This is a genomic window from Paramagnetospirillum marisnigri (assembly GCF_001650715.1).
GTDB classification, from domain to species: domain Bacteria; phylum Pseudomonadota; class Alphaproteobacteria; order Rhodospirillales; family Magnetospirillaceae; genus Phaeospirillum; species Phaeospirillum marisnigri.
This window is the reverse complement of sequence record NZ_LWQT01000049.1, coordinates 12,085-33,354: the sequence shown is the minus strand read 5'-3', so window position 1 is coordinate 33,354 and position 21,270 is coordinate 12,085. Positions and strand designations below refer to the sequence as shown.

22 protein-coding genes are annotated in these 21,270 nt (G+C 65.0%); 5 read left to right on the top strand and 17 right to left on the bottom strand.

Features of this window, described 5'->3' with window-relative positions; genetic code table 11:
• Window positions 1–43: 43 nt before the first annotated feature.
• From A6A04_RS08655 to mce, 6 genes are all read right to left on the bottom strand, one after another.
• On the bottom strand, window positions 44–727 hold the full coding sequence (locus tag A6A04_RS08655; protein WP_082914809.1) for an ABC transporter ATP-binding protein: 684 nt from the start codon (window positions 725–727) through the stop codon (window positions 44–46).
• Window positions 720–1,964, bottom strand: a complete 1,245-nt coding sequence (locus A6A04_RS08650; RefSeq protein WP_068491937.1) for a lipoprotein-releasing ABC transporter permease subunit — start codon at window positions 1,962–1,964, stop codon at window positions 720–722. The genes A6A04_RS08655 and A6A04_RS08650 overlap by 8 nt, the downstream gene beginning before the upstream one ends.
• A gap of 79 nt (window positions 1,965–2,043) precedes the next feature.
• Window positions 2,044–3,333 carry a proline--tRNA ligase gene (gene proS / locus A6A04_RS08645; protein ID WP_068491935.1) on the bottom strand — a complete coding sequence of 430 codons (1,290 nt, stop codon included), beginning with the start codon at window positions 3,331–3,333 and terminating at the stop codon, window positions 2,044–2,046.
• A 74-nt stretch (window positions 3,334–3,407) separates the two neighbouring features.
• The gene (locus A6A04_RS08640) at window positions 3,408–3,980 is read right to left on the bottom strand and encodes a hypothetical protein (protein WP_068491934.1); all 573 of its coding nucleotides are present in this window, start codon (window positions 3,978–3,980) and stop codon (window positions 3,408–3,410) included.
• Window positions 3,981–4,282: 302 nt separating this feature from the next.
• Window positions 4,283–4,843 carry a DNA-3-methyladenine glycosylase I gene (locus tag A6A04_RS08635; protein WP_068491933.1) on the bottom strand — a complete coding sequence of 187 codons (561 nt, stop codon included), beginning with the start codon at window positions 4,841–4,843 and terminating at the stop codon, window positions 4,283–4,285.
• Between the two features lie 59 nt (window positions 4,844–4,902).
• Window positions 4,903–5,307 carry a methylmalonyl-CoA epimerase gene (mce, locus tag A6A04_RS08630; RefSeq protein ID WP_068491931.1) on the bottom strand — a complete coding sequence of 135 codons (405 nt, stop codon included), beginning with the start codon at window positions 5,305–5,307 and terminating at the stop codon, window positions 4,903–4,905.
• 241 nt (window positions 5,308–5,548) lie between these two features.
• On the opposite strand from mce, the gene A6A04_RS08625 reads away from it, so the two are divergent.
• Complete coding sequence (locus A6A04_RS08625) at window positions 5,549–7,867, top strand: penicillin acylase family protein (protein WP_156612535.1); 2,319 nt, start codon at window positions 5,549–5,551, stop codon at window positions 7,865–7,867.
• Window positions 7,868–7,903: 36 nt separating this feature from the next.
• On the opposite strand, the gene A6A04_RS08620 is transcribed toward A6A04_RS08625, so the two are convergent.
• Window positions 7,904–8,410, bottom strand: a complete 507-nt coding sequence (locus A6A04_RS08620; protein ID WP_068491928.1) for a flavin reductase family protein — start codon at window positions 8,408–8,410, stop codon at window positions 7,904–7,906.
• A 219-nt stretch (window positions 8,411–8,629) separates the two neighbouring features.
• On the opposite strand from A6A04_RS08620, the gene motA reads away from it, so the two are divergent.
• The 4 genes from motA (at window position 8,630) to A6A04_RS08600 (ending at window position 11,856) form a co-directional block, all read left to right on the top strand.
• Window positions 8,630–9,490: a flagellar motor stator protein MotA gene (motA, locus tag A6A04_RS08615; protein WP_068491926.1), complete on the top strand. Its 861-nt coding sequence runs from the start codon at window positions 8,630–8,632 to the stop codon at window positions 9,488–9,490.
• Between the two features lie 25 nt (window positions 9,491–9,515).
• Window positions 9,516–10,526 (top strand): flagellar motor protein MotB, encoded by a 1,011-nt coding sequence (locus A6A04_RS08610; RefSeq protein ID WP_068491924.1) that lies wholly within the window; start codon window positions 9,516–9,518, stop codon window positions 10,524–10,526.
• 1 nt (window position 10,527) lies between these two features.
• On the top strand, window positions 10,528–11,052 hold the full coding sequence (locus tag A6A04_RS08605) for an RDD family protein (protein WP_068491922.1): 525 nt from the start codon (window positions 10,528–10,530) through the stop codon (window positions 11,050–11,052).
• Window positions 11,053–11,121: 69 nt separating this feature from the next.
• Window positions 11,122–11,856 carry an arginyltransferase gene (locus tag A6A04_RS08600; RefSeq protein WP_068491920.1) on the top strand — a complete coding sequence of 245 codons (735 nt, stop codon included), beginning with the start codon at window positions 11,122–11,124 and terminating at the stop codon, window positions 11,854–11,856.
• Here A6A04_RS08600 and parC read toward each other — a convergent pair.
• The 10 genes from parC to A6A04_RS08550 all read right to left on the bottom strand — a co-directional run bounded on the left by parC (window position 11,849) and on the right by A6A04_RS08550 (window position 21,242).
• Complete coding sequence (gene parC / locus A6A04_RS08595; protein ID WP_068491918.1) at window positions 11,849–14,074, bottom strand: DNA topoisomerase IV subunit A; 2,226 nt, start codon at window positions 14,072–14,074, stop codon at window positions 11,849–11,851. The genes A6A04_RS08600 and parC overlap by 8 nt on opposite strands.
• A gap of 36 nt (window positions 14,075–14,110) precedes the next feature.
• Window positions 14,111–14,824, bottom strand: a complete 714-nt coding sequence (recO, locus tag A6A04_RS08590) for a DNA repair protein RecO (protein ID WP_068491916.1) — start codon at window positions 14,822–14,824, stop codon at window positions 14,111–14,113.
• Window positions 14,811–15,032, bottom strand: coding sequence for a hypothetical protein (locus A6A04_RS08585; RefSeq protein ID WP_068491914.1), 222 nt, complete (start codon window positions 15,030–15,032; stop codon window positions 14,811–14,813). Before A6A04_RS08585 ends, recO begins: the two co-directional genes overlap by 14 nt.
• Before the next feature lie 102 nt (window positions 15,033–15,134).
• Window positions 15,135–16,046 (bottom strand): GTPase Era, encoded by a 912-nt coding sequence (era, locus tag A6A04_RS08580; RefSeq protein ID WP_068491912.1) that lies wholly within the window; start codon window positions 16,044–16,046, stop codon window positions 15,135–15,137.
• Window positions 16,043–16,726: a ribonuclease III gene (gene rnc, locus A6A04_RS08575; protein WP_068491910.1), complete on the bottom strand. Its 684-nt coding sequence runs from the start codon at window positions 16,724–16,726 to the stop codon at window positions 16,043–16,045. Before rnc ends, era begins: the two co-directional genes overlap by 4 nt.
• Complete coding sequence (lepB, locus tag A6A04_RS08570; RefSeq protein ID WP_068491996.1) at window positions 16,727–17,467, bottom strand: signal peptidase I; 741 nt, start codon at window positions 17,465–17,467, stop codon at window positions 16,727–16,729.
• A 94-nt stretch (window positions 17,468–17,561) separates the two neighbouring features.
• Window positions 17,562–17,966 (bottom strand): holo-ACP synthase, encoded by a 405-nt coding sequence (acpS, locus tag A6A04_RS08565; RefSeq protein WP_068491908.1) that lies wholly within the window; start codon window positions 17,964–17,966, stop codon window positions 17,562–17,564.
• Complete coding sequence (locus tag A6A04_RS08560) at window positions 17,963–18,697, bottom strand: pyridoxine 5'-phosphate synthase (RefSeq protein ID WP_068491994.1); 735 nt, start codon at window positions 18,695–18,697, stop codon at window positions 17,963–17,965. Before A6A04_RS08560 ends, acpS begins: the two co-directional genes overlap by 4 nt.
• Before the next feature lie 10 nt (window positions 18,698–18,707).
• A complete protein-coding gene (locus A6A04_RS08555) occupies window positions 18,708–19,019 on the bottom strand; it encodes a hypothetical protein (RefSeq protein ID WP_068491906.1) in 312 nt (103 codons plus the stop codon).
• Window positions 19,020–19,088: 69 nt separating this feature from the next.
• Window positions 19,089–21,242, bottom strand: coding sequence for a RelA/SpoT family protein (locus tag A6A04_RS08550; RefSeq protein ID WP_068491904.1), 2,154 nt, complete (start codon window positions 21,240–21,242; stop codon window positions 19,089–19,091).
• Window positions 21,243–21,270 lie beyond the last annotated feature (28 nt).

Sequence of the window (21,270 nt, the reverse complement as noted above, 5' to 3'; positions counted from 1 at the left end):
ATCGGAGCGCCGGCGCTCGCGCTCCGAATTTGGCTGGCCCCTTCTACGTCGCCTCCACCAGCAGTCCGTCCTGAAGTCTGACGGTACGATCCATGCGCCGGGCCAGGTCAGGATTGTGGGTGGCGATCAGGGCGGCGACGCCGGAGCCCCGCACCAGCTTGATCAGTTCGTCGAACACGCCCTCGGCGGTATGGGGGTCGAGATTGCCGGTGGGCTCGTCGGCCAGCAGCACCCGGGGCGCGTTGGCCAGGGCGCGGCAGATGGCGACCCGCTGCTGCTCGCCGCCCGACAACTGCCCCGGCCGGTGCTCGGCCCGCTCCGCCAGTCCCATGCGAGTCAGCAGGTCCAGCGCCCGGAGCTTGGCCTTGGAGCGCGACACCCCGGCGATCATCTGCGGCAGGACGACATTCTCCACCGCCGAGAATTCCGGCAGCAGGTGATGGTACTGGTAGACGAAGCCGAGATGCAGGCGGCGCAGCTTGGTGCGCTCGCCCTCGCCCAAAGCCCCGGCGGCGTTGCCCGCCAGATAGACCTCGCCGGAATCCGGCTTTTCCAGCAGACCGGCGATATGCAGCAGGGTCGACTTGCCCGCCCCCGATGGCCCCACCAGGGCGACGATCTCGCCGCCCCTGATGGCCATGTTGGCGCCTTGCAGCACATCCAGGCTGTCCTTGCCCTGCTTGAAGCTGCGCCGGACGTTTTCCAGCCTCAGACCGTCGTCACTCATAGCGAAGCGCCTCCACCGGATCGAGGGTGGCGGCCCGCCACGACGGATAGATGGTGGCGGCCAGGGACAGGCCCAGCGCCATCAGCACCACGGTGACCACCTCGCCGGGCTCGACCCGGGCGGGCAGCTGGGTCAGGAAATAGATTTCGGCGGCGAAGAGCTCGCGGCCGATGATGGACTGGATGAACTGGCGGATCTGCTCGATATGGGTGGCGAACCAGACGCCGAGCAGGGTGCCCGCCAAGGTGCCCACCACCCCTACCGAGGCCCCCGACAGGAAGAAGATGCGCATGATCATCCCCCGGCTCGCCCCCATGGTGCGCAGGATGGCGATGTCGCGGCCCTTGTCCTTTACCAGCATGATCAGGCTGGAGATGATGTTGAAGGCCGCCACCAGGATGATCAGGGTCAGGATCAGGAACATGACGTTGCGTTCCACCTGGATGGCGTTGAAAAAGTTGGCGTTGGCCTGCTGCCAGTCATAAATGCGGGCCGTGCCGCCGGTCAGCTCGTTGATGGATTTGCGGGCGTCGGGAACCATATCGGGGTTCTCCATGAACACCTCGATCTGGGTCACCGCTCCCGGCAGGCGGAAATAGGTCTGGGCCGCCTCCATGGGCATGAAGACGAAACCGGAATCGTATTCGAACATGCCGACATTGAAGGTGCCCACCACCCGATAGCCGCGCATGCGGGGCACGGTGCCGAACGCGGTGGCGTTGCCCTTGGGCGAGATCAGGGAAACGGTGTCGCCGAGGCGAACCCCCAGTTTTTCCGCCAGCCGATAGCCGATCACCACCGCGTCATCGCCGGTGAAATCGTCGGGGCGGCCGCGATAGTTCTTCTGGAAGACGGCGCGGGTGAACATGTCTTCGGGCCGCACGCCGCGCACGATGGCGCCGGTGCCGCCGCCGCCCGAAGTGGCGAAGACCTGGCCTTCCACCGTGGGGATCACTCGGACCACGCCCGGCAGGGCGCGGATGGATTGGGCCAGGGGATCGAACTCGGTCATGGCCCCCGCCTGACCATAGACACCGATATGGCCGTTGAGCCCCAGGATGCGGCCCAGCAGTTCATGGCGGAAGCCGTTCATTACCGCCATCACCACGATCAGGGTGGCGACGCCAAGCCCGATGCCTGCCAGCGAGAAACCGGCGATCACCGAGATGAAGCCTTCCTTCCTGCGCGCCCGTAAATACCGGAACGCCACCATCCGTTCAAAGGCGTCGAAGATCATGCCCTACTCCAGCGTCATTGCCGGGCTTGACCCGGCAATCCATGGATGCCCGGATCAAGTCCGGGCATGACGACAACACTTAACCGATCAGCTTCGAGAGAGCCGACTCCACCGACAGCTCCACCTTTTCGCCGGAAGCGCGGTTCTTCAGTTCCACAAAACCCTGGGCCAGGCCCTTGGGACCGGCCACCAACTGCCAGGGCAGGCCGATCAGGTCCATATCGGCGAACTTGACGCCCGCGCGCTCGTCGCGGTCGTCGTACAGCACCTCGACCCCGGCGGCGGAGAGCTTGGCGTAAAGGTCGTCGCAGGTGGCGTCGCAGGTGGCATCGCCGGTCTTCAGATTGACCAGCCCCACCTTGAACGGCGCCACCGATTCCGGCCATTTGATGCCGCGATCATCGTGATAGGCCTCGATGATGGCGCCAACCAGGCGGGAAACGCCGATGCCATAGGAGCCCATCTCCACGAAGACCGGCTCGCCGTTCTTGCCCTGGACCTGGGCGTTCATGGCCTTGGAATACTTGGTGCCGAAATAGAAGATATGGCCAACCTCGATGCCGCGCGCTTCCCGCAGGCGTTCGGGCGGCGGCACGTTGGGGCCGCCGGGCACATGCTTCTCGTCGGTGGCGGCGTACAGATTGTTGAGCGCCGCCAGATCGATCTCGCCCTTGGCCGCCAGATCGTCATAAGCGATGTCGTAGAACACGCCGCTTTCGCCGGTCTCGGCCAGGACGTGGAATTCGTGGGTCAGGTTGCCGCCGATGGCGCCCGAATCCGCCTGCATGGGAATGGCGGTCAGGCCCATGCGCTTGAATGTCTTCAGATAAGCGGTGAACATCGCCTCATAAGACATTTTCGCGCCTTCGAAATCCAGATCGAAGGAGTAGCTGTCCTTCATCAGGAATTCGCGGCCGCGCATGACGCCGAAGCGGGGGCGGACCTCGTCGCGGAACTTCCACTGGATGTGATAGAGGATCTTGGGCAGGTCGCGATAGGAGCGCACATTGTCGCGGAACAGCTGGGTGATCAGTTCCTCGTTGGTGGGGCCATACAGCATCTCGCGGTCATGGCGATCCTTGAAGCGCAGCATCTCCTTGCCATAGGCGTCAAAGCGCCCCGACTCCCGCCAGATATCGGCGGACTGGATGGTGGGCATCAGCAGTTCTTGGGCGCCCGCCGCATCCTGCTCTTCCCGCACGATCTGCTCGATCTTGCGCAGCACCTTCCAGCCCAGCGGCAGCCAGGAATAGATGCCGGCCGCCGACTGGCGGATCATACCCGCGCGCAGCATCAGGCGATGCGAGGCGATCTGAGCCTCGGACGGCGTTTCCTTGAGGGTCGGCAGGAAAAAGGCGGAACGGCGCATGAGTGTCCTCGGAACGGCAAGGGAAATCCGCCGGGGACAATAGGCGCAACAGCAGTTCTTGGCAATGAGATGACCTACTTCACGCCCCGCTTGGCGCAGGCCTCGGCCAGTTTCTGCTGGTCCTCGCCCAACAGCGGCTCGCCGTTGAACAGGAAGCTGCCCTTGGCCATGTCGTATTTCACCGTACCCACCGACATGGTGGTGTTGTCCAATCCCTTGCCGGAATAGCCCGCGATCTTGCTTTCCGCGCTGGCCAGGGCCTGGCTCTGGGCGGCGGTGGCGGTGCCGCCCCCGGCGGCGATGGCGGCCTGGGTGGTTTCCTTGGACTTATAGGCCGAATTGCGGCCCGCATAGTTGAGGGGATTGATGGTGATGGGGAATTCCAGCACATCGGGGACCAGCTTCCTGGCGAATTCCGCCCGCGCCGGATCGGCATCGGCCGAGGCCACCGGGCGGCCGCGCACATCGACACCGGGCTTATAGGCCACATCGGCGGAGGGCTGGTGCTGGATCAGGCGCGAGCAATCCGTCTTGGTGATGGTAATCACCATGGGGCCGCTGCTGGACGTCGCCTTCTGCTGCGCCCAGGCCGAACCCGCTACCCCGCACAGGGCCACGACCGCGAAAGCCACACCACGAATTGCCATGACGGCCTCCTTCGAATTCTCTCCGCCCGATACTGTCCCACACCGTCCCTCTTGCCGCCACCGGCTTCGAGAGTTTCGCATATGCCTCATTATACGAAACTATAACAAAAAATAGTCGTGACGAATGCAACGGGATTGCGTAGACTGCGCCGCAAGTTCGGTTAACGAACGCTTGTTCCGGAGACTGGTCGCTCCAAGCGGCTTGAGATTCGGGGGGAACGACGCGGCAGCCGACGGGAGACCGTCGGCGCCGGAGACGCAAGGGTGGCAAGATCACATGGCTGATCTTGCCATTTGCATTTTCAGGCCTTGGCATAGAATTCGGCGCCGACCCGCATCCACGGCGGGTCAAGCGGATGGATACGCGCGAAGACTGGGCAGTCCGCCCGATGGGCGCCCGGCAGATAGCCGATGCTCATCAGGAACTCGCCCACCACCTCTCCCCCCATGAAGACGAATCGCGACTTGAACAGCTTGATCCATCCGGGCTTGGTCAGGGGATGATGGGCCGCGATCCAGGCCGCCAGCGAGCCGAATTCCTCGGACAACCGCAGCAGGCGCCGCGCATTCTCGATCACCGCCTCGATCTTGCGGCGGTTGCGGATGATCCCGGCATCGGCCATCAGCCGGGCGATGTCGGCCTCGCCATAGGCGGCGACCTTGGCGGGATCGAAGCCGTCAAAGGCGAGGGCCAGGGACGGACGCTTCTTCAGCACGATCAGCCAGGACAGCCCCGCCTGGAAAATCTCCAGGCAGAGCCGTTCGAACAGCGCCCGCTGATCGGTCAGCGGAAAGCCGTATTCCTGGTCGTGATAGGGACCATGGAAGGGATGGCCGGGGGCGATGTCGCAATACCAGCTCATTGTTGCAAGCCCCTCAATTGCCGGACGCGGAGGGAGCGCGGGCGCCCTCGCCCGCCCCCTCAGGCCTGCTCCAGTTCCACCAGGGTGCCGACGAAGTCCTTGGGGTGCAGGAACAGGACCGGCTTGTCGTGAGCGCCGATCTTGGGCTCGCCATCGCCCAGAACGCGGGCGCCCTTGGCCTTCAATTGGTCACGGGCGGCCAGGATGTCAGCCACCTCGTAGCAGATATGGTGAATGCCGCCGCTGGCGTTCTTTTCCAGGAAGGCGGCGATGGGCGACTTCTCCCCCAGGGGATGCAGCAGTTCCACCTTGGTATTGGGCAATTCCACGAACACCACGGTGACGCCGTGGGCCGGTTGCGGCACCGGATCGGACACCTTGGCTCCCAGGGTGTCACGATAAAGGGCGGTGGCGGCGGCCAGGTCGGGCACGGCGATGGCGACGTGGTTCAGCTTTCCGATCATGGATGTCCTCGCGAAAAGAATTGGCTGGCGGCAGCTATATCACGAGCCATACGCTCCGCCAAAGCCGATGGGCGCTTTACAGCTTCGATGCTCCAGGGTACCACAGTCGCACCGCCCCGACGCGGACGGAGACCAAACCTTGGCCAAAGGCGTGCCCAGCCCACCCCACCAGACCGAGCGGTCGGCAATTCCGGCCCAGCCCGGCTATCAAGTCATTGGCCACCGCATCTCACGGACATCCATGATCCTCCAGTCGGTCAGCCTGGTGCTGCTGCTGGCGCTGTCGGCGACGTGGGTGGTGGTCTGGAGTTCGCTGCCCCGAATCGAGGGCCGCCAACCGGTCGCCGGTATCCAGCTGGGCGCCACCATCACCCGTGACGCCCTGGGCGTGCCGCGCATCGCGGCCAAGACCGATCACGACGCCTATTTCGCCCTGGGCTGGGTCCATGCCCAGGACCGCATGTGGCAAATGGAGGTTCAGCGCCGCGTCGGTGCCGGACGATTGGCCGAACTGGCGGGTGAGGCTGGCCTGCCCAATGATCGCTTCATGCGGACCCTGGGGGTCTACCGCCAGGCCCAGCGGGATTTCGAGCATCTGGACCGCCCCACCCGCGATGCCCTGTCCTCCTACGCGGCGGGCGTCAATGCCTGGTTGACGGAATATCGGCTCCGGCTGCCGATGGAATATACCGCCACCGGCCTGCGCCCCGAGCCCTGGACCGTGGCGGATTCCCTGGTCTGGCAGAAGCTGATGGCCCTGCAACTGGCGGGCAACTGGCATGACGACGTGCTGAGGGCCCAACTGCTCCGCAGCCTCGATCCTAAGCGGGTGCAGGACCTGTTCCCCGCCACCCCGGCCGACGCGCCGGTCACCCTGTCGGCCGAGGGCGGGCGCGCCTTGCTCCAGGCAGTGCCGGACACCGCCGCCACCGCTCCCGCCTCCAACATCTGGGTCCTGTCCGGCAAGCACAGCGCCACGGGCAAGCCTTTGCTGGCCAACGACCCCCATCTGGGCTTCCGCGCTCCCATCCCGTGGTATCTGGCCGAGATCGAGGCACCCGCTATCCGGTTGACGGGCGCGACGGTACCGGGCGTGCCGTTCCACATCATCGCCCATAACTTCCGCATCGCCTGGGGGTTTACCTCCACCCAGGCCGACACGGTCGACCTGTTCGTGGAGAAGCAGGCGAGCGACACCGCCTACAAGACCCCCGAGGGCAGCCGACCGTTCCAGACCCGTGACGAAATCATCAAGATCAAGGGCGCCGCCGACCTCGTCCTGACGGTGCGTGAAACCCGTCACGGGCCGGTGATATCGGACCTGGCCGGACAGCAGGGCGTGGCCGGCCCCGGCGAGGTGGTGGCGTTTTCATCGACCCTGCTGGCGGAGAAGGACCTGACCGCCCAGGCTTTGCGCCGTATGGGGGCGGCGCGGGACTGGACCGGCTTCACCGCCGCGCTGAAAGACCTGCACGCTCCGGTGCTCAATGTCGGTTACGCTGATCTGGATGGCAATATCGGCTTCATGACCGCCGGGCGTCTGCCCCACCGTAAATCGGGCAATGGCACGATTCCGGCACGGGGCTGGACCGTCGAGGGCGACTGGACCGGCTGGGTTCCCACGGCGAAGCTGCCCCAAGCCTTCAACCCGAAGGCCGGGATGCTGATCAACGCCAACAACAAGGTCAGCGGCGACAAGCTTCCCTATCTGATCACCGCGTCCTGGCCCGAGGCCTATCGTGCCCAGCGGATCAAGGACGTGCTGGAAGCCAAGGGGCGCCCTCCCGCCTCGGTGGCCGAGATGGCCGCCCTGCAGACCGATGCCGTGTCGCTTCAGGCCTTGGAGTTGAAGGAACTGCTGAACGGCCACGACTTCCGCTCCGATGCCACGCGCCAGGCGGCGCAGCGCTTGCTGGAGTGGGATGGACGCGCCGATCGAGACCGGGCTGAACCCCTGATCCTCGCCGCCTGGCTGAACCGCCTTAACCGAGCGATCTTCGCCGACGAACTGAAGGATCGCTTCGAGGCGGTGGCCCAGCCCCGCCCCACCCTGCTGATGGAAGCCCTGACCCGCCGCCGCCACTGGTGCGACGACATCACCACCCCCGAACCGGAAAGCTGCGAGGAGATGGTCGAGCGCTCGCTGGAACAGGCCTTGGGCGACCTGACCGCCGCCTGGGGGCCGGACCAGGCCAAATGGAGATGGGGCAAGGCCCATCAGGCCCGCTTCGACAATCCGGTCTTGGGACGGGTACCGTTGCTGGGGCGTCTGGCCAACCTGGCCGTGGCCACGGATGGTGATGATTACACGGTTGCTCGGGGCACCTATCGCGCCGAGGCGGGCGGCGCCGTCTTCCCCCATCTTCATGGCGCCGGGCTGCGGGTGGTGTTCGATCTATCCGATCTCTCCGCCAGCCGCTTCGTCATCGCCACCGGCCAGTCCGGCCAGCCGCTGTCGCGCCACTATGACGACATGCTGAGGGAGTGGCGCGACGGCCACCTGCCCTGGCCGACGGCCGCCAAGGGCAAGGCCGTCCTGTCCCTGGAACGCAACCGCTGAGCCCTTATGCCAATTACCGGTGAGTCCGGCTTGGTATTAGATCACATCGGTCATGGCCCCGTGGGGCGCCGTATCCAGATAGCTGCCCCTGAAGTACAGCAGCGGGCTGCCGCCTTCCTGGTGCTTCATTTTTTCGACGCGGCCGACGAAAATCTGGTGGTCACCGCCGTCCAGCACTTCCACCAACGAGCATTCGAGGCTGGCGAGGCACTGGGGCAGGATCGGCACGCCACTGTTCCAGGCCGACCAGGCGACTCCCTGCCATTTGTCCTCGGACCTGCTCGCGAAGCGGATCGACAGGTCACGCTGGGTCTCGGTCAGGATATTGATGGCGAAATGGCCGAATTCCTTGAAGGCGGCCATGGAGGATGTGCCGTTGCCAAGGCAGAACAGCACCAGCGGCGGATCAAGCGACAGCGACGAGAACGCGCTGACCGTTACCCCCACCGGCGCCTTGGTGGCGGGAACCAGGGTGGTCACCACCGTCACCCCGGAAGCGAAACAGCCAAGGGCCTTGCGAAACGAGCGGGAGTCCAGCGACATGCCATGATCTCTATATAACCATTGAACAGGTCCGACATTAGCGGCGTTTCGGCCCCATGGTCAAATGCCGCCTTCACCGCCCGGGCCAAGGCGACGGAATGAGACATTTTTCATCACCACAACGCAGTTGACTCGCGACAGCGGGCAGGAATTATAGCATTCTCCGGGTAAGGAATATGATCTGTCCGGCCCAGTCTGTCGGCGGAACAGGGGATACGAATGTTCGCCATTGTCGGGATCGTCGTAACAATCGTTAGCGTGATCGGTGGTTATGCCGCGCCAGGCGGCCATTTGAACGTTCTGTGGCAGCCCTTCGAATTCATCATCATTCTCGGCGCCTCGGTTGGGTCGTTGCTGCTGGGCAATCCCAAGACCATCATCAGCGGCATCATCAAGAACATCGGGATGATCTTCAAGGGCGCCCACCACGGCAAGGACGATTACCTCGAATTGCTATCGGTGCTGTACGCGGTGTTCAAGCTGGCCAAGACCAAGGGCGACCTTGCCCTGGAAAGCCATGTGGAAAAACCCGATGAAAGCCCGCTGTTCGGCAAGTTTCCCAAGTTCTCCAGCGACCACCACACCCGCACCTTCTTCTGCGACTATCTGCGGCTGCTGACCCTTGGCACCAGCAACGCCCACGAGTTGGAATCCATCATCGACGGCGAGTTGGAAGCCCATCACAAGCACTATCACGAGATTTCCCACGCGGTGGCGCTGATGTCGGACGCCATGCCCGCCCTGGGTATCGTCGCCGCGGTGCTGGGCGTGATCCACACCATGGGCTCCATCACCGAGCCGCCCGAAGTGCTGGGCCATCTGATCGGCGCCGCGCTGGTGGGAACCTTTACCGGCGTGCTGATTTCCTATGCCTTCGTGGCGCCCATCTCGCGCAACATGCAGTTGTGTTTCGATTCGGACCATTACTACTTCGTCGCCATCAAGGCCGGGCTGCTGGGCCATATGCAGGGCTATGCCCCGCAGGTCTCCATCGAATTCGCCCGCAAGGTCCTGCCCGACGAGTTGCGCCCGACCTTCCAGGAACTGGAAGAGACCGTCACCAATCTGCCGCCCGACTGACTCGGGCCGAGGGATATAGAGGGTCATGGCCGAAGGCGGCAACCAGATCATCATCAAGCGCGTCAAGAAGGTCGCGGGCGGCCATCATGGTGGCGCCTGGAAGGTGGCCTATGCCGACTTCGTGACCGCCATGATGGCGTTCTTCCTGCTGTTGTGGCTGCTCAACGCCGTCACCGAGGAACAGCTGACCGGCGTTTCCAACTACTTCGCCCCCACCATGGCCTCGAAGAGCGCGTCGGGCGCCGGTGGCGTGCTGGGCGGCAAGGTGATCGGCGAGGGCGCCCAGACCTCCAACACCTCCTCGCCCACCCTGGTGCAGCACCTGCCCCCCACCTCCATCGGCCCCGGTGGCGAGGACCTGACCGGATCCAAGGAATTCGCCCCCGAGGTCGAGGCCGAGGGAAAAGAGGGCAAGGACGGCAAGGAATCGGGCAGCGGCAAGGAAAAGGAAGGCAACGACAAATCGGGGATGAGCGAGCAGGAGTTCAAGGAGGCCCAGGCCCAACGCGAACAGCAGAAGTTCGACAAGGCCAAGGAAATCCTGGAAGGCGCCGTCAAGGGCATTCCCGAACTCAAGCAGTTCCAGGGCTCCATGCTGGTGGACAACACCCCGGAAGGCCTGCGCATCCAGATCACCGACCAGGAAGGCCTGGCCATGTTCCCCTCGGGGTCCAGCGCGCCCTATGGCCATACCCGCGCCATGCTTGACCTGGTCTCGCGCGTCATCCGCCAGTTGCCCGATAATCGGATCGCCATTTCCGGCCACACCGACGCGGTGCCCTTCAAGGACCCGTCGGGCTACACCAATTGGGAATTGTCGGCCGACCGCGCCCTGGCCAGTCGCCGCGCCCTGATCGCTTCGGGTGTACCTGAAAGCCGCATCGACCGCGTGGTCGGCCGCGCCGATCAGGAACCGCTGGACAAGGGTGATCCCAAGGGACTGCGCAATCGCCGCATCAGCATCATCTTGCTGCGCGAGAACGACCTGGGTCCCACCAATTCCCAGAATCTCTCGGTTCCCCTGGGTAAGCGCTAGCATGACCGGCGGCCGGGACATCACCGCCATGGACCATGTCCCGGAATGGGGCGATCCCTGGGGCCATGCCCGCTACTATCTCGGCGTCACGCCCAAGCGGGTCTATGCCTATCTTCTCGATCTGGTGGTGGTGGGGCTGTTGTGCGGCCTGATGTTCATCGCTAGCCTGATTCTCGGCATCCTCTCCTTCGGGCTGCTGTGGGCCCCCATGATGGTGATGATTGGACTGGTGCCGGTGGCCTATCACACCCTGACCATCGCCGGGCCGAAATCCGCCACCTGGGGCATGCGGGCGGCGGGGATCAAGGTGATGTCCGTGGCCCCGGGAGCCGAGGCCAGTTTGGGCCGCCCCCCCCTGGTCCAGGCCCTGATCCAAACCCTGGGCTTTTATTTTTCCATCGCCCTGACCTGCACCCTGGTGCTGGTGGTGGCGCTGTTCAATCCGAGGCGACGCACCTTGCACGATATGCTGGCGGGAACGGTGGTGGTCAATGATCCGGCCCAGTGGGGCGGCCCCAGCGCCTGAGTTACCCTGGCGGCAGGCTCCGCCGACGCCTATATTGTGAAGCAGATTGCCTGATCTGAAGTAGATGTGATGGACCATTTCCCCCTCAAGCGGCCGCATTTCTTCTTCACCACGGCGCCCCTGCCCTGCCCCTATCTGAGCGGGCGGCTGGAACGCAAGATCGTCACCGAATTGAACGGCAGCGATGCGGACGCTCTGCACGAGGCCTTGTCCCGGGCGGGATTCCGTCGCAGCCATTCCATCGCCTATACCCCGGCCTGCCCCGGCTGCTCGGCCTGCATTCCCGTGCGCATCCTGGTGGACAGCTTCCAGCCCAACCGCACCATGCGCCGCATCGCCCGCGTCAATGCCGAACTGTCGGCAACGGTTGTCCCCGCCAAGGCCACCGCCGAGCAATTCCGCCTGTTCGCCCGCTATCAGGAATCCCGCCATTCCGGGGGGGACATGGCGCAGATGGGTTTTTACGACTATCGCTCCATGGTGGAGGACAGCCCGGTCGATACCTTCCTGGTGGAATTCCGCCAACCCGATGCCACGCTGACGGCGGTTTGCCTCGCCGATCGTATCGGCGACGGCTTGTCGGCGGTCTACAGCTTCTTCGAGCCCGACTTGGCGGCGCACTCGCTGGGCACCCTGGTGGTGCTGTGGCTGGTGGGCGAGGCCCAGCGCCTGGGCCTGCCGCACCTCTATCTCGGCTATTGGATCGAGGAAAGCCGCAAGATGTCCTACAAGACCCGCTTCCAGCCGCTGGAGGCCTTCGGCCCCGATGGCTGGAGGCCGCTGCCCCCCGCCCTTGTCAGCTGAACTTGTTGTTCCTGGGGAAGCCGGTGGGCGGCAGGCGGCCGATGGAGGCGCGCTTGCCCAGCCAGGGGGTCAGGTCGGCCTCGGTGCGGGTGCGCTCGCCCAGGCTCCAGGTCAGACCGTCGGCCAGGGTGAAGACCTTGATGTCGGCGGCGCCGCCATCGCGGTATTTCTGCAGGATGACGCCCCGGCCCCGGCTCATTTCCGGGATTTCCTCTGCCATGAACACCAGGAGCTTGCGGTTGTCACCCATGATGGCGACGGCATCGCCCTCCATGGGCAGGCAGAAAGCCGCCTTCTCGCCATCGCCGGTGTTCAGGATCATCTTGCCAGCCCTGGTCTGGGCCAGGACCTCGTTCTCCTCCACCACGAAGCCACGCCCGCCGCTGCTGGCCAGCAGCAGCTTGCGGCCGGGCTTGTGCACCATGACGCAGGCCACCTCCACGTCATTGGCCAGATCGATCATCAGGCGCAGCGGCTCGCCATGGCCGCGCCCCGATGGCAGCTTGTCGCCGCCGATGGTGTAGAACCGGCCATCGGTGGCGAAAACCAGGATCTTGTCAGTGGTCCAGGTCTTGAGCAGGAAGCGCAACTGGTCGCCTTCCTTGAACTTCAGCGCTTCCGGATTGTCGGCATGACCTTTGAGCGCCCGCACCCAGCCCTTGTCCGACAGAACCAGGGTGATGGGCTCGCGCTCCACATAGGCCTCGATGGGCACCACCACCGCGGAAGGGGCATCGCCCAGCTCGGTGCGGCGCTTGCCGAGCGCGGTATGGCCGCCGAAAGCTTTGCGGGTCTCGGCCACCTGCGCGGCGATGGTGCGCCAACGCCGCCCCTCATCGGCCAGCAAGGCGTCGAGATCGGCCTTTTCCGCCGAAAGCGCCGCGTGCTCGGTCTTGATCTCCACTTCCTGCAGCTTGTTCAAGGACCGCAGGCGCATATTGAGGATAGCCTCGGCCTGGACCTCGGACAGCGTGAAGGTCTTGATCAGCTCGGCCTTGGGCTCGTCGGCGAAGCGTATGATCCTGATCACCTTGTCCAGGTCGGCATAGACCTTGAGGAAGCCTTCCAGCACTTCGAGGCGCTTGGCGATCTTGTCGAGGCGGAAGCGTGAGCGCCGTTCCAGCACCTCCATGCGGTGGTCGAGGAAGCAGCGCAGCACCTCCTTCAAATCCATGACGCGCGGCACCGCGTGGGCGTCGAGCACATTCATGTTGAGCGAGAAGCGGGTCTCGAGATCGGTCTGGCGGAACAGCTGTTCCATCACCAGCTCGGCTTCCACGGTGCGGTTCCGGGGTTCCAGCACCAGCCGGATGTCCTCGGCGGATTCGTCCCTGATATCGGCCAGCAGCGGCAGCTTCTTTTCAGACAGCAGCTCGGCGATCTTCTCCACCAGCTTGGACTTCTGCACCTGATAGGGAATCTCGGTGATGACGATCTGATAGAGGCCGTGGGAGAGCTTTTCCACCGCCCATTTGGCCCGCACCCGAAAGCCGCCCTTGCCGGTGCGATAGGCCTCGGCCACCGCCTCGCGGGTCTCCACCAGCACGCCGCCGGTGGGGAAGTCGGGGCCGGGCATCCGCTCGATCAGTTCGTCCACCGCGCAGTCGGGCCGAGCGATCAGGAGATCCAGCGCGTCACAGATTTCCCCCAGATTATGGGGTGGGATGCTGGTGGCCATGCCCACCGCGATACCGGCCGAGCCGTTGGCCAGCAGATTGGGAAAGGCGGCGGGCATCACCACCGGCTCTTCCTCGGTGCCGTCATAGGTGGGGCGGAAGTCGACGCTGTCCTCGTCCAGCCCATCCATCAGGGCGGCGGCGACGGCGGTCAGCTTGGCCTCGGTATAGCGCATGGCCGCCGCGTTATCGCCGTCAATATTGCCGAAATTGCCCTGGCCCTCCACCAGGGGATAGCGCACGGCGAAGTCCTGGGCCAGGCGCACCAAGGTGTCGTAGACCGCCACGTCGCCATGGGGATGGTATTTACCGATGACGTCACCGACCACGCGGGCGCATTTCTTGAAGCCGCCATCGGGGTCCAGCTTCAGCTGGCGCATGGCGAACAGCAGGCGGCGATGCACCGGCTTCAGCCCGTCACGCACATCGGGCAGCGAGCGCGACACGATGGTGGACATGGCATAGGCGAGATAGCGCTCGCCCAGCGCCTCGGCAAAGGGCGTCTCGCGGATTTCACCGGTGGTCGCGGCGGGCTTGGTCATGTCTTATCCCAGGGTCAGAAGGCGAGATATAGTATCTCAAGCACGGAAGCGGTCAACCAGTCGTATGCGGGCGGCGGGCATGGCGGCATGATGAGCCGCCAGGACGTGACGTTCCAGGAAAAAACCCGACAGCGTCAGCCCGGCATGGATGTCCGCCGCCTCGCCCTCGCCGCCTTCCACCAGGAAGCGGGGCAACGCCAGCAGCTTGTCCTTCCACGGTCCAGCGGCGGCGCGGGACACGGCACGCCCGGTCTTGGGGCTGACAAAGCCCAGATCCTCGGTCGACCCGGTGGCGGCGCAGGCGGTGAGATCAAGGCCGAAGCCGAGATCGCGCAGCAGCGCCAATTCCCAATGGACATAGACGCTGGGCCAGGACTCGGCGGTCAGGGCCCCCAGCAGCGCCGACAGGGCGGCATGGGCGCCGGGATGGGGCTGGCGCTCGGGCAGCGCCAGTTCCGCCAGGGCGCAGGCCGAGGACAAGGCCGCCAGCCGGGCGGGATCGTCCAGCACCTGCCCGGCATGGGCGCACAGCACTTCCAGCCGGAACGTCCCCAACTGCTCCGCCAGTCGCCCGCTCCAGCAGGCCCGCACCTGATTGCCGGGCTGCACCGCGGCGCGGTGGGCCTTGGACTGGGCGCCGTGCACCAGACCGGCATGACGGCCGTGGGAACGGGTCAACAGACTGACGATGCCGCCATGCTCGCCATGGCGACGGGCGGCCAGCACGATGGCCTCGTCATCCCACTCCATGGCCTAGATAGCTCCAGATGAAAAGAGCGGTCCCGGCGGCGGCCAGCAGCAGCGCCAAGGCGAACAGCAGGCGCTGGCCCAGCGAGGCATGGGGGACATCCTCGTCCTCCAGGCTCCAGGCGCCCCGGCGAAAGCGGTGGATCAGCACCGCCAGCAGCAAGGCCGCACCGCCCCAGACCAGGGCCATGGCCAGGTCGCGGAGCGTCATGGCCTCTCCCCCCGTGCCGCGCATGGGGGGAGACCGAGAGGGGGGCTGGCCCCCACCCCACCCCTCCCCCACCAAGGCGGGGGAGGGAGATGGGGGACGCTCCTAGGCATCGAAATCCAGGCCGATTTCGCTGTAATGGCCGCGCTTCTCGCTCCAGTCGTCGCGCACCTTGACATGGATGAACAGATGGACGCGGCGTTCCAGCAGTTCCTCCAGCTCGGTGCGGGCGGCGGCGCCGATGGCCTTGATCTGCTTGCCGCCCTTGCCCAGCACGATGGGCTTCTGGCTGTCGCGCTCCACATAGATCACCTGATCGATGCGCGCCGAGCCGTCTTCCTTCTCTTCCCAGCTTTCGGTCTCCACATGGACCGAATAGGGCAGTTCCTGATACAGGGCCAGGAACACCTTTTCCCGGGTGATCTCGGCCGCCAGCAGGCGTTGCGGCAGGTCGGAAACCTGATCCTCGGGGAACATCCACGGCCCCGGCGCCACCAGCTTTTCCAGATGGGCCATCAGATCGGCGACGCCCGAGCCGTTCAGGGCGCTGATCATGAAGACATCGGTGAAGATGCCCTCGGCATCCAGATCGGCGGTCAGGCCCAGCAGCTTGTCGCGCTTGACCAGATCCACCTTGTTCAGCACCAGGATGGCCTTGCGCCCCGCCTCCTTCAGCTTCTCCACGATGGCCCGAGCGTCGTCGTCATAGCCGCGATGGGCATCGATCAGCAGGCAGATATGGTCGGCGTCGGTGGCGCCGCTCCAGGCGGCGGCCACCATGGCGCGTTCCAGCCGCTTCTTGGGGGCGAAGATGCCGGGCGTATCCACCAGGATGATCTGGGCGGTCCCGGCCATGACGATGCCAAGCACCCGGAACCGGGTGGTCTGCACCTTGGGCGAGACGATGGAGACCTTGGTCCCCACCAGGGCGTTGACCAGGGTGGACTTGCCCGCATTGGGCGCCCCCACCACGGCGATGAAGCCGCACCGCTGATCCTGTTGCGAAATCTCGGTCATACAGTCACCTTTTCCAACAGGGCGGCGGCGGCGGACTGTTCCGCCAGACGCTTCGAACTTCCCCGCCCCTGGGCCGATCCTGCGCCCTCCACCGTCACTTCCACCAGGAAGATCGGTTCATGCGGCGGTCCCTCGGCGCCCGCCACCGTATAAATCGGCAGCGGCTTGCCGCGTCCCTGGGCCCATTCCTGCAACGCCGTCTTGGCGTCCTTGGGCGGCGCTGCCGCCTCGTCCATCAAAGCCGCCCAGTGGCGGCGGACGAATCGGGCGGCGGGCTCGAAGCCGCCATCGGCATAGATCGCTCCGATCACCGCCTCGCAGGCATCGGCCAGGATGCCCTGATTGGCACGACCGCCCGCCTCCTCGTCGCCCTTGGCCATGGACAGGCGGTCGTCCAGCCCGATGGCCAGAGCCACCCGCGCCACCGCCTCGCGCCGTACCAGACCGGTGAAGCGCCGGGCCAGGGCGCCCTCGGCCTCGTCGGGAAAGGCGTTGAACAGCATGTCGGCCACCACCAGACCCAGCACCCGGTCGCCGAGGAACTCCAGGCGTTCATAGGGCGCCGACTGCTTGCGGCGCCCCTGGCTGATGCTGGGATGGGTCAGGGCCTGGGTCAGCAGCTCGGGACGGGCGAAGCGATGGCCCAGCACCGTGGCGAACTGGCCGAGCGCCCCCGTCACCTACTCGATTCCCTTGAACAGGCGGGCGTAGCGGATGGCCCAGGGCCAGCGCCACACTTCCCACAGGGCAGCGGAGCCGTCGCTGGAGAAGAACAGCACCTCGGCGCGGCCCACCAGATTTTCCGCCGGAACGAAGCCCACATCGGCGAACCGGGAGTCGGTGGAATTGTCGCGGTTGTCGCCCATCATGAAGTAATGCCCGGCGGGAACCTTGAACTCGACGGTGTTGTCGGCCAGGCCGCGATCGCCCATGAATTCGATGATCCGGTGCTTGCGGCCATTGGGCAGGGTCTCGATATACTGGGCGGCGCGGATGATGTTGCCGTCACGGTCGCGCTCGATGAAGTCCTCGACCCGCTTCCTCTCCACCGCCTCGCCATTGATGTGCAGAATACCGCCGGTGACCTGGATGCGGTCGCCGGGCAGCCCGACCACGCGCTTGATGTAGTCCACCTTGTTCTCGGTAGGCTTCTTGAACACGATGACGTCGCCGCGCTCGGGCACCGATTCCAGGATGCGCCCACCGCCCGGCCCGATGCTGAACGGCATGGAATGGCGCGAATAGCCATAGGCGAATTTGGACACGAACAGATAGTCGCCGATCAGCAGGGTCGGGATCATGGACCCCGAAGGAATGTTGAAGGGCTCGAAGGCGATGGTGCGGACGGCGGCGGCGATCAGCATGGCATAGACGATGGTCCGCACCGTCTCCATCATTCCACCGGGCTTTTCCTTAGACATCAAGACCGCCATGCAACTTGTTGAAACATAAAATTTTGCCGCGAGCAGGCGGCTTGGAATTCCGGCCAGATCAAGCCAGCCCGCAAGGCGGCTGTCAAGCCGCGACGGCGGAGATGATCACCACCGCCTCGGCCATGGGATATTCGTCGGTCATGGTGAGACGGATATCGGCCCGCATGCCGGGCGGCAGCATGCGCTGCAACCGCGCCGCCGCGCCGCCGGTCAGCTCGATGGTCGGCCGCCCTAGGGCATCGTTGACCACACCGATATCGTGCCAGAACACCCCGTCGCGAAAGCCGGTGCCCAGGGCCTTGGCGGTGGCCTCCTTGGCGGCATAGCGCTTGGCATAGGTGGCGGCGCGGATGGCCTCGGTGCGCCGCTCGGCCTTGTCCCGCTCCACCTGGGTGAAGACCCGGGCGATGAAGCGCTCGCCGAAGCGGGCCAGGGTCTTTTCGATGCGGCGAATGTCGATCAGGTCGTTGCCCAGGCCGATGATCATCGGGCGCGGGCCTCGTCCATCAGGCGTCGCATATGGCGGATGGAAGCCTCCAGTCCGACGAAGATGGCCTCACCCACCAGGAAATGTCCGATATTCAGCTCCCTGATGGAGGCGATGGCCGCCACCGGCTTGACCGTGTCATAGGACAGGCCATGCCCGGCATGGCATTCCAGGCCGATGGATTCGGCATGGGCGGCCGCGCTGATAATGCGCGCCAGTTCCCGGTCGCGGGCCTCGCCCTCGGCGTCACAATAGGCACCGGTATGAAGCTCCACCACCGGCGCGCCGATGATCCTGGCGGCATCCAGCTGACGCTGATCGGCCTCGATGAACATGGAGACGCGAATTCCCGCCTCGCCCAGCCGCGCCACTATGGGAGCCAAGCTCGCCCGGTGGGCCGCCACGTCCAGCCCGCCCTCGGTGGTCCGTTCCTCGCGCTTTTCCGGTACGATGCAGGCGGCATGGGGGCGGTGACGCAGGGCGATGGCCACCATTTCCTCGGTGGCCGCCATCTCGAAGTTCAGCGGCAGGGTAATCTCGTTGGCGAGGCGCTCCATATCGCGGTCCGATATATGACGGCGGTCCTCGCGCAAATGGGCGGTGATGCCATCGGCCCCGGCGCTTGCCGCCATATGGGCGGCCCGCACCGGATCGGGATGCAGGCCGCCCCTGGCGTTCCGGATGGTGGCGACGTGGTCGATATTCACGCCGAGACGCAGACGCTGGCTCATGGTCGGGAAACTACCGCCGGCTGCGGACATGTTTGGGCGCCAGGGCTTCGTCGTCGTCCTGGCCGTAATTGTCGTAATGGACGAAGCAGCGGCCGTCGCGCAACTGGTCCAACGCCACCGCGGGATACCAGGCCCCTTCCGAGAAGGCCTCGATCAGGCCGCCGGGAACGCAGGCGGGCGACGGAGTAACCGTCGGAGCCAGGGCCGGGGCCGGGGCCGAAACCTTGGCCTCTCCCGCGCCGCCGCTCATGGGCTGGGCCAGGGCGGCCGAGGACAGTAGAACGGTCACGGCAAGGGCGGGAAGAAAATGGACTGCCTTCATGGCGAACCTCCGGGGGGAATGTGGGGAGAAGGGTAACCGACCAACAGCCAAATGCAACCGCCGCCAAGCTCAGTTGCGGGCGCGGTCGACGGAATTGATGGCGGGGGTCGCGCGCAGCGCCGCGATGACATTGGTCAGGTGCTTCACATCGCGCACCTCGATATCGATGATCATCTCGAAGAAGTCGGTGGTGCGATTGGTGATCTTGAGATTGGTGATATTGCCCATATTCTTGGCGATCACCGTGGAGATGGCGCCAAAGGCGCCGGGTTCGTTGGTCACCACCAGATCGATGCGGCCCACATGCCCATCGGTATCAGCCTCGTCCCAGGCCAGATCCAGCCAGCGTTCGGGCTGGTCGGCGAACTGTTCCAGATTCTCGCAGTCGATGGTGTGGATGGTGACGCCGCGCCCGGTGGACACGATGCCGACGATGCGGTCGCCGGGCAGCGGATGACAGCATCCGGCAAAGTGCATGGCCATGCCGGGAATCAGGCCCTTGATGGGGACGGCGTTGCCCTTGTCCTTCTTGTCGCCCGAAGCCTTGTGCCGGGCCTTCAGCGCCACCACGTTGTCGACGCGGCTGGCCTGGTTCTTCAATTCCGGGAAGACCGAGGACACCACGTCGCGCGATGTCAGAGTCCCCTCGCCCACCATGGCCAGCAGGTCGTCCACCGTGGCGGCCTTGAAGATGCGTAAAACGCCCTCAACCGCCTTTTCGGTGAAGTCGTAGCCTTCCTGGCGGAAGCCGCGCACCAGGATGGCGCGGCCCAGTTCGGTGTACTGCGCCCGCTGCTGGGTGCGGATATAGCGGCGAATGCGGGCGCGGGCCTTGCCGGTGACGACGAAGCGTTCCCAGGTGGGATTGGGCGTCTGGGCCTTCGACGTGATGATGTCGACCTGATCGCCGTTCTGGAGCTGGGTCCGAAGCGGCATGATGCGGCCGTTGACCTTGGCGCCGACGCAGGTGTCGCCCACCTGGGAGTGGACGGCATAGGCGAAGTCCACCGGACAAGCGCCGCGCGGCAGCGAGATCAGGTCTCCCTTGGGCGTGAAGCAGAACACCTGGTCGGAGAACATCTCCAGCTTGGTGTGCTCCAGGAATTCCTCGGGGTTGGAGGCGTGTTCCAGGATGTCGAGCAGTTCCCGCAGCCAGCGGTACTGGCGGCCATCTGTGAGGTTGCCGCCGTCCTGCTTGTATTTCCAGTGGGCGGCGACACCCAGTTCCGACACTTCGTGCATTTCCACGGTGCGGATCTGCACCTCGATGCGGTGGCGCTCGGGGCCGAACACGCCGGTATGCAGCGAGCGGTAGCCGTTGGGCTTGGGCGTCGAGATGTAGTCCTTGAAGCGGTTGGGGACCATGGGATACTTGGAATGGATCACGCCCAGCGCCCGGTAGCAGTCCTCGATGCTGTCCACCGCCACCCGGAAGGCCATGATGTCGGACAACTGCTCGAAGCCGACATTCTTGCGCTGCATCTTCTGCCAGATGGAATAAGGCGTCTTCTCGCGCCCCGAGACCGTGGCCTTGACCCCGGCCTCGCCCAGGATCTTGCGCAATTCCTCCAGGATGCGGCTGATCAGGTCGCCGCCCTGTTCGCGCAGGAAGGACAGCCGCGCCACGATGGAGCCGCGCGCATCGGGATGCAGCTCGGCGAAGGCCAGATCCTCCAGCTCCATCTTGATGCCCTGCATGCCGATGCGTTCGGCCAGCGGCGCGTAGATCTCCATGGTCTCCATGGCGATGCGGCGGCGCTTGTCGGGGTTCTTGATGTAATGCAGCGTGCGCATGTTGTGCATGCGATCCGCCAGCTTGACCAGCAGGACGCGGATGTCCTCGCTCATGGCCAGCACCAGCTTGCGCAGGTTCTCGGCCTGCTTGGCGTGGTCGCTTTGCAGCTCGATGCGGTTCAGCTTGGTGACGCCGTCCACCAGGCGGCCGATCTCGCGCCCGAACAGCCGTTCGATATCCTCCAGCGTCGCCGGGGTATCCTCGATGGTGTCGTGCAGCAGGGCGGTAATGATCGAGGAAGCATCCAACCGGTATTTGGTCAGGATGCCCGCCACTTCGATGGGATGGGAGAAATAGGGATCGCCCGAGGCCCGCAACTGCGAGCCATGCATCTTCATGGCGAAGACATAGGCGCGGTTGATGGCGTCCTCATCCGCTCCCGGATCGTAGGACTTGACGCGCTCCACCAGTTCGAATTGGCGCATCATGCCGTCAGTGCCCTCGCCTGGCGGCCAC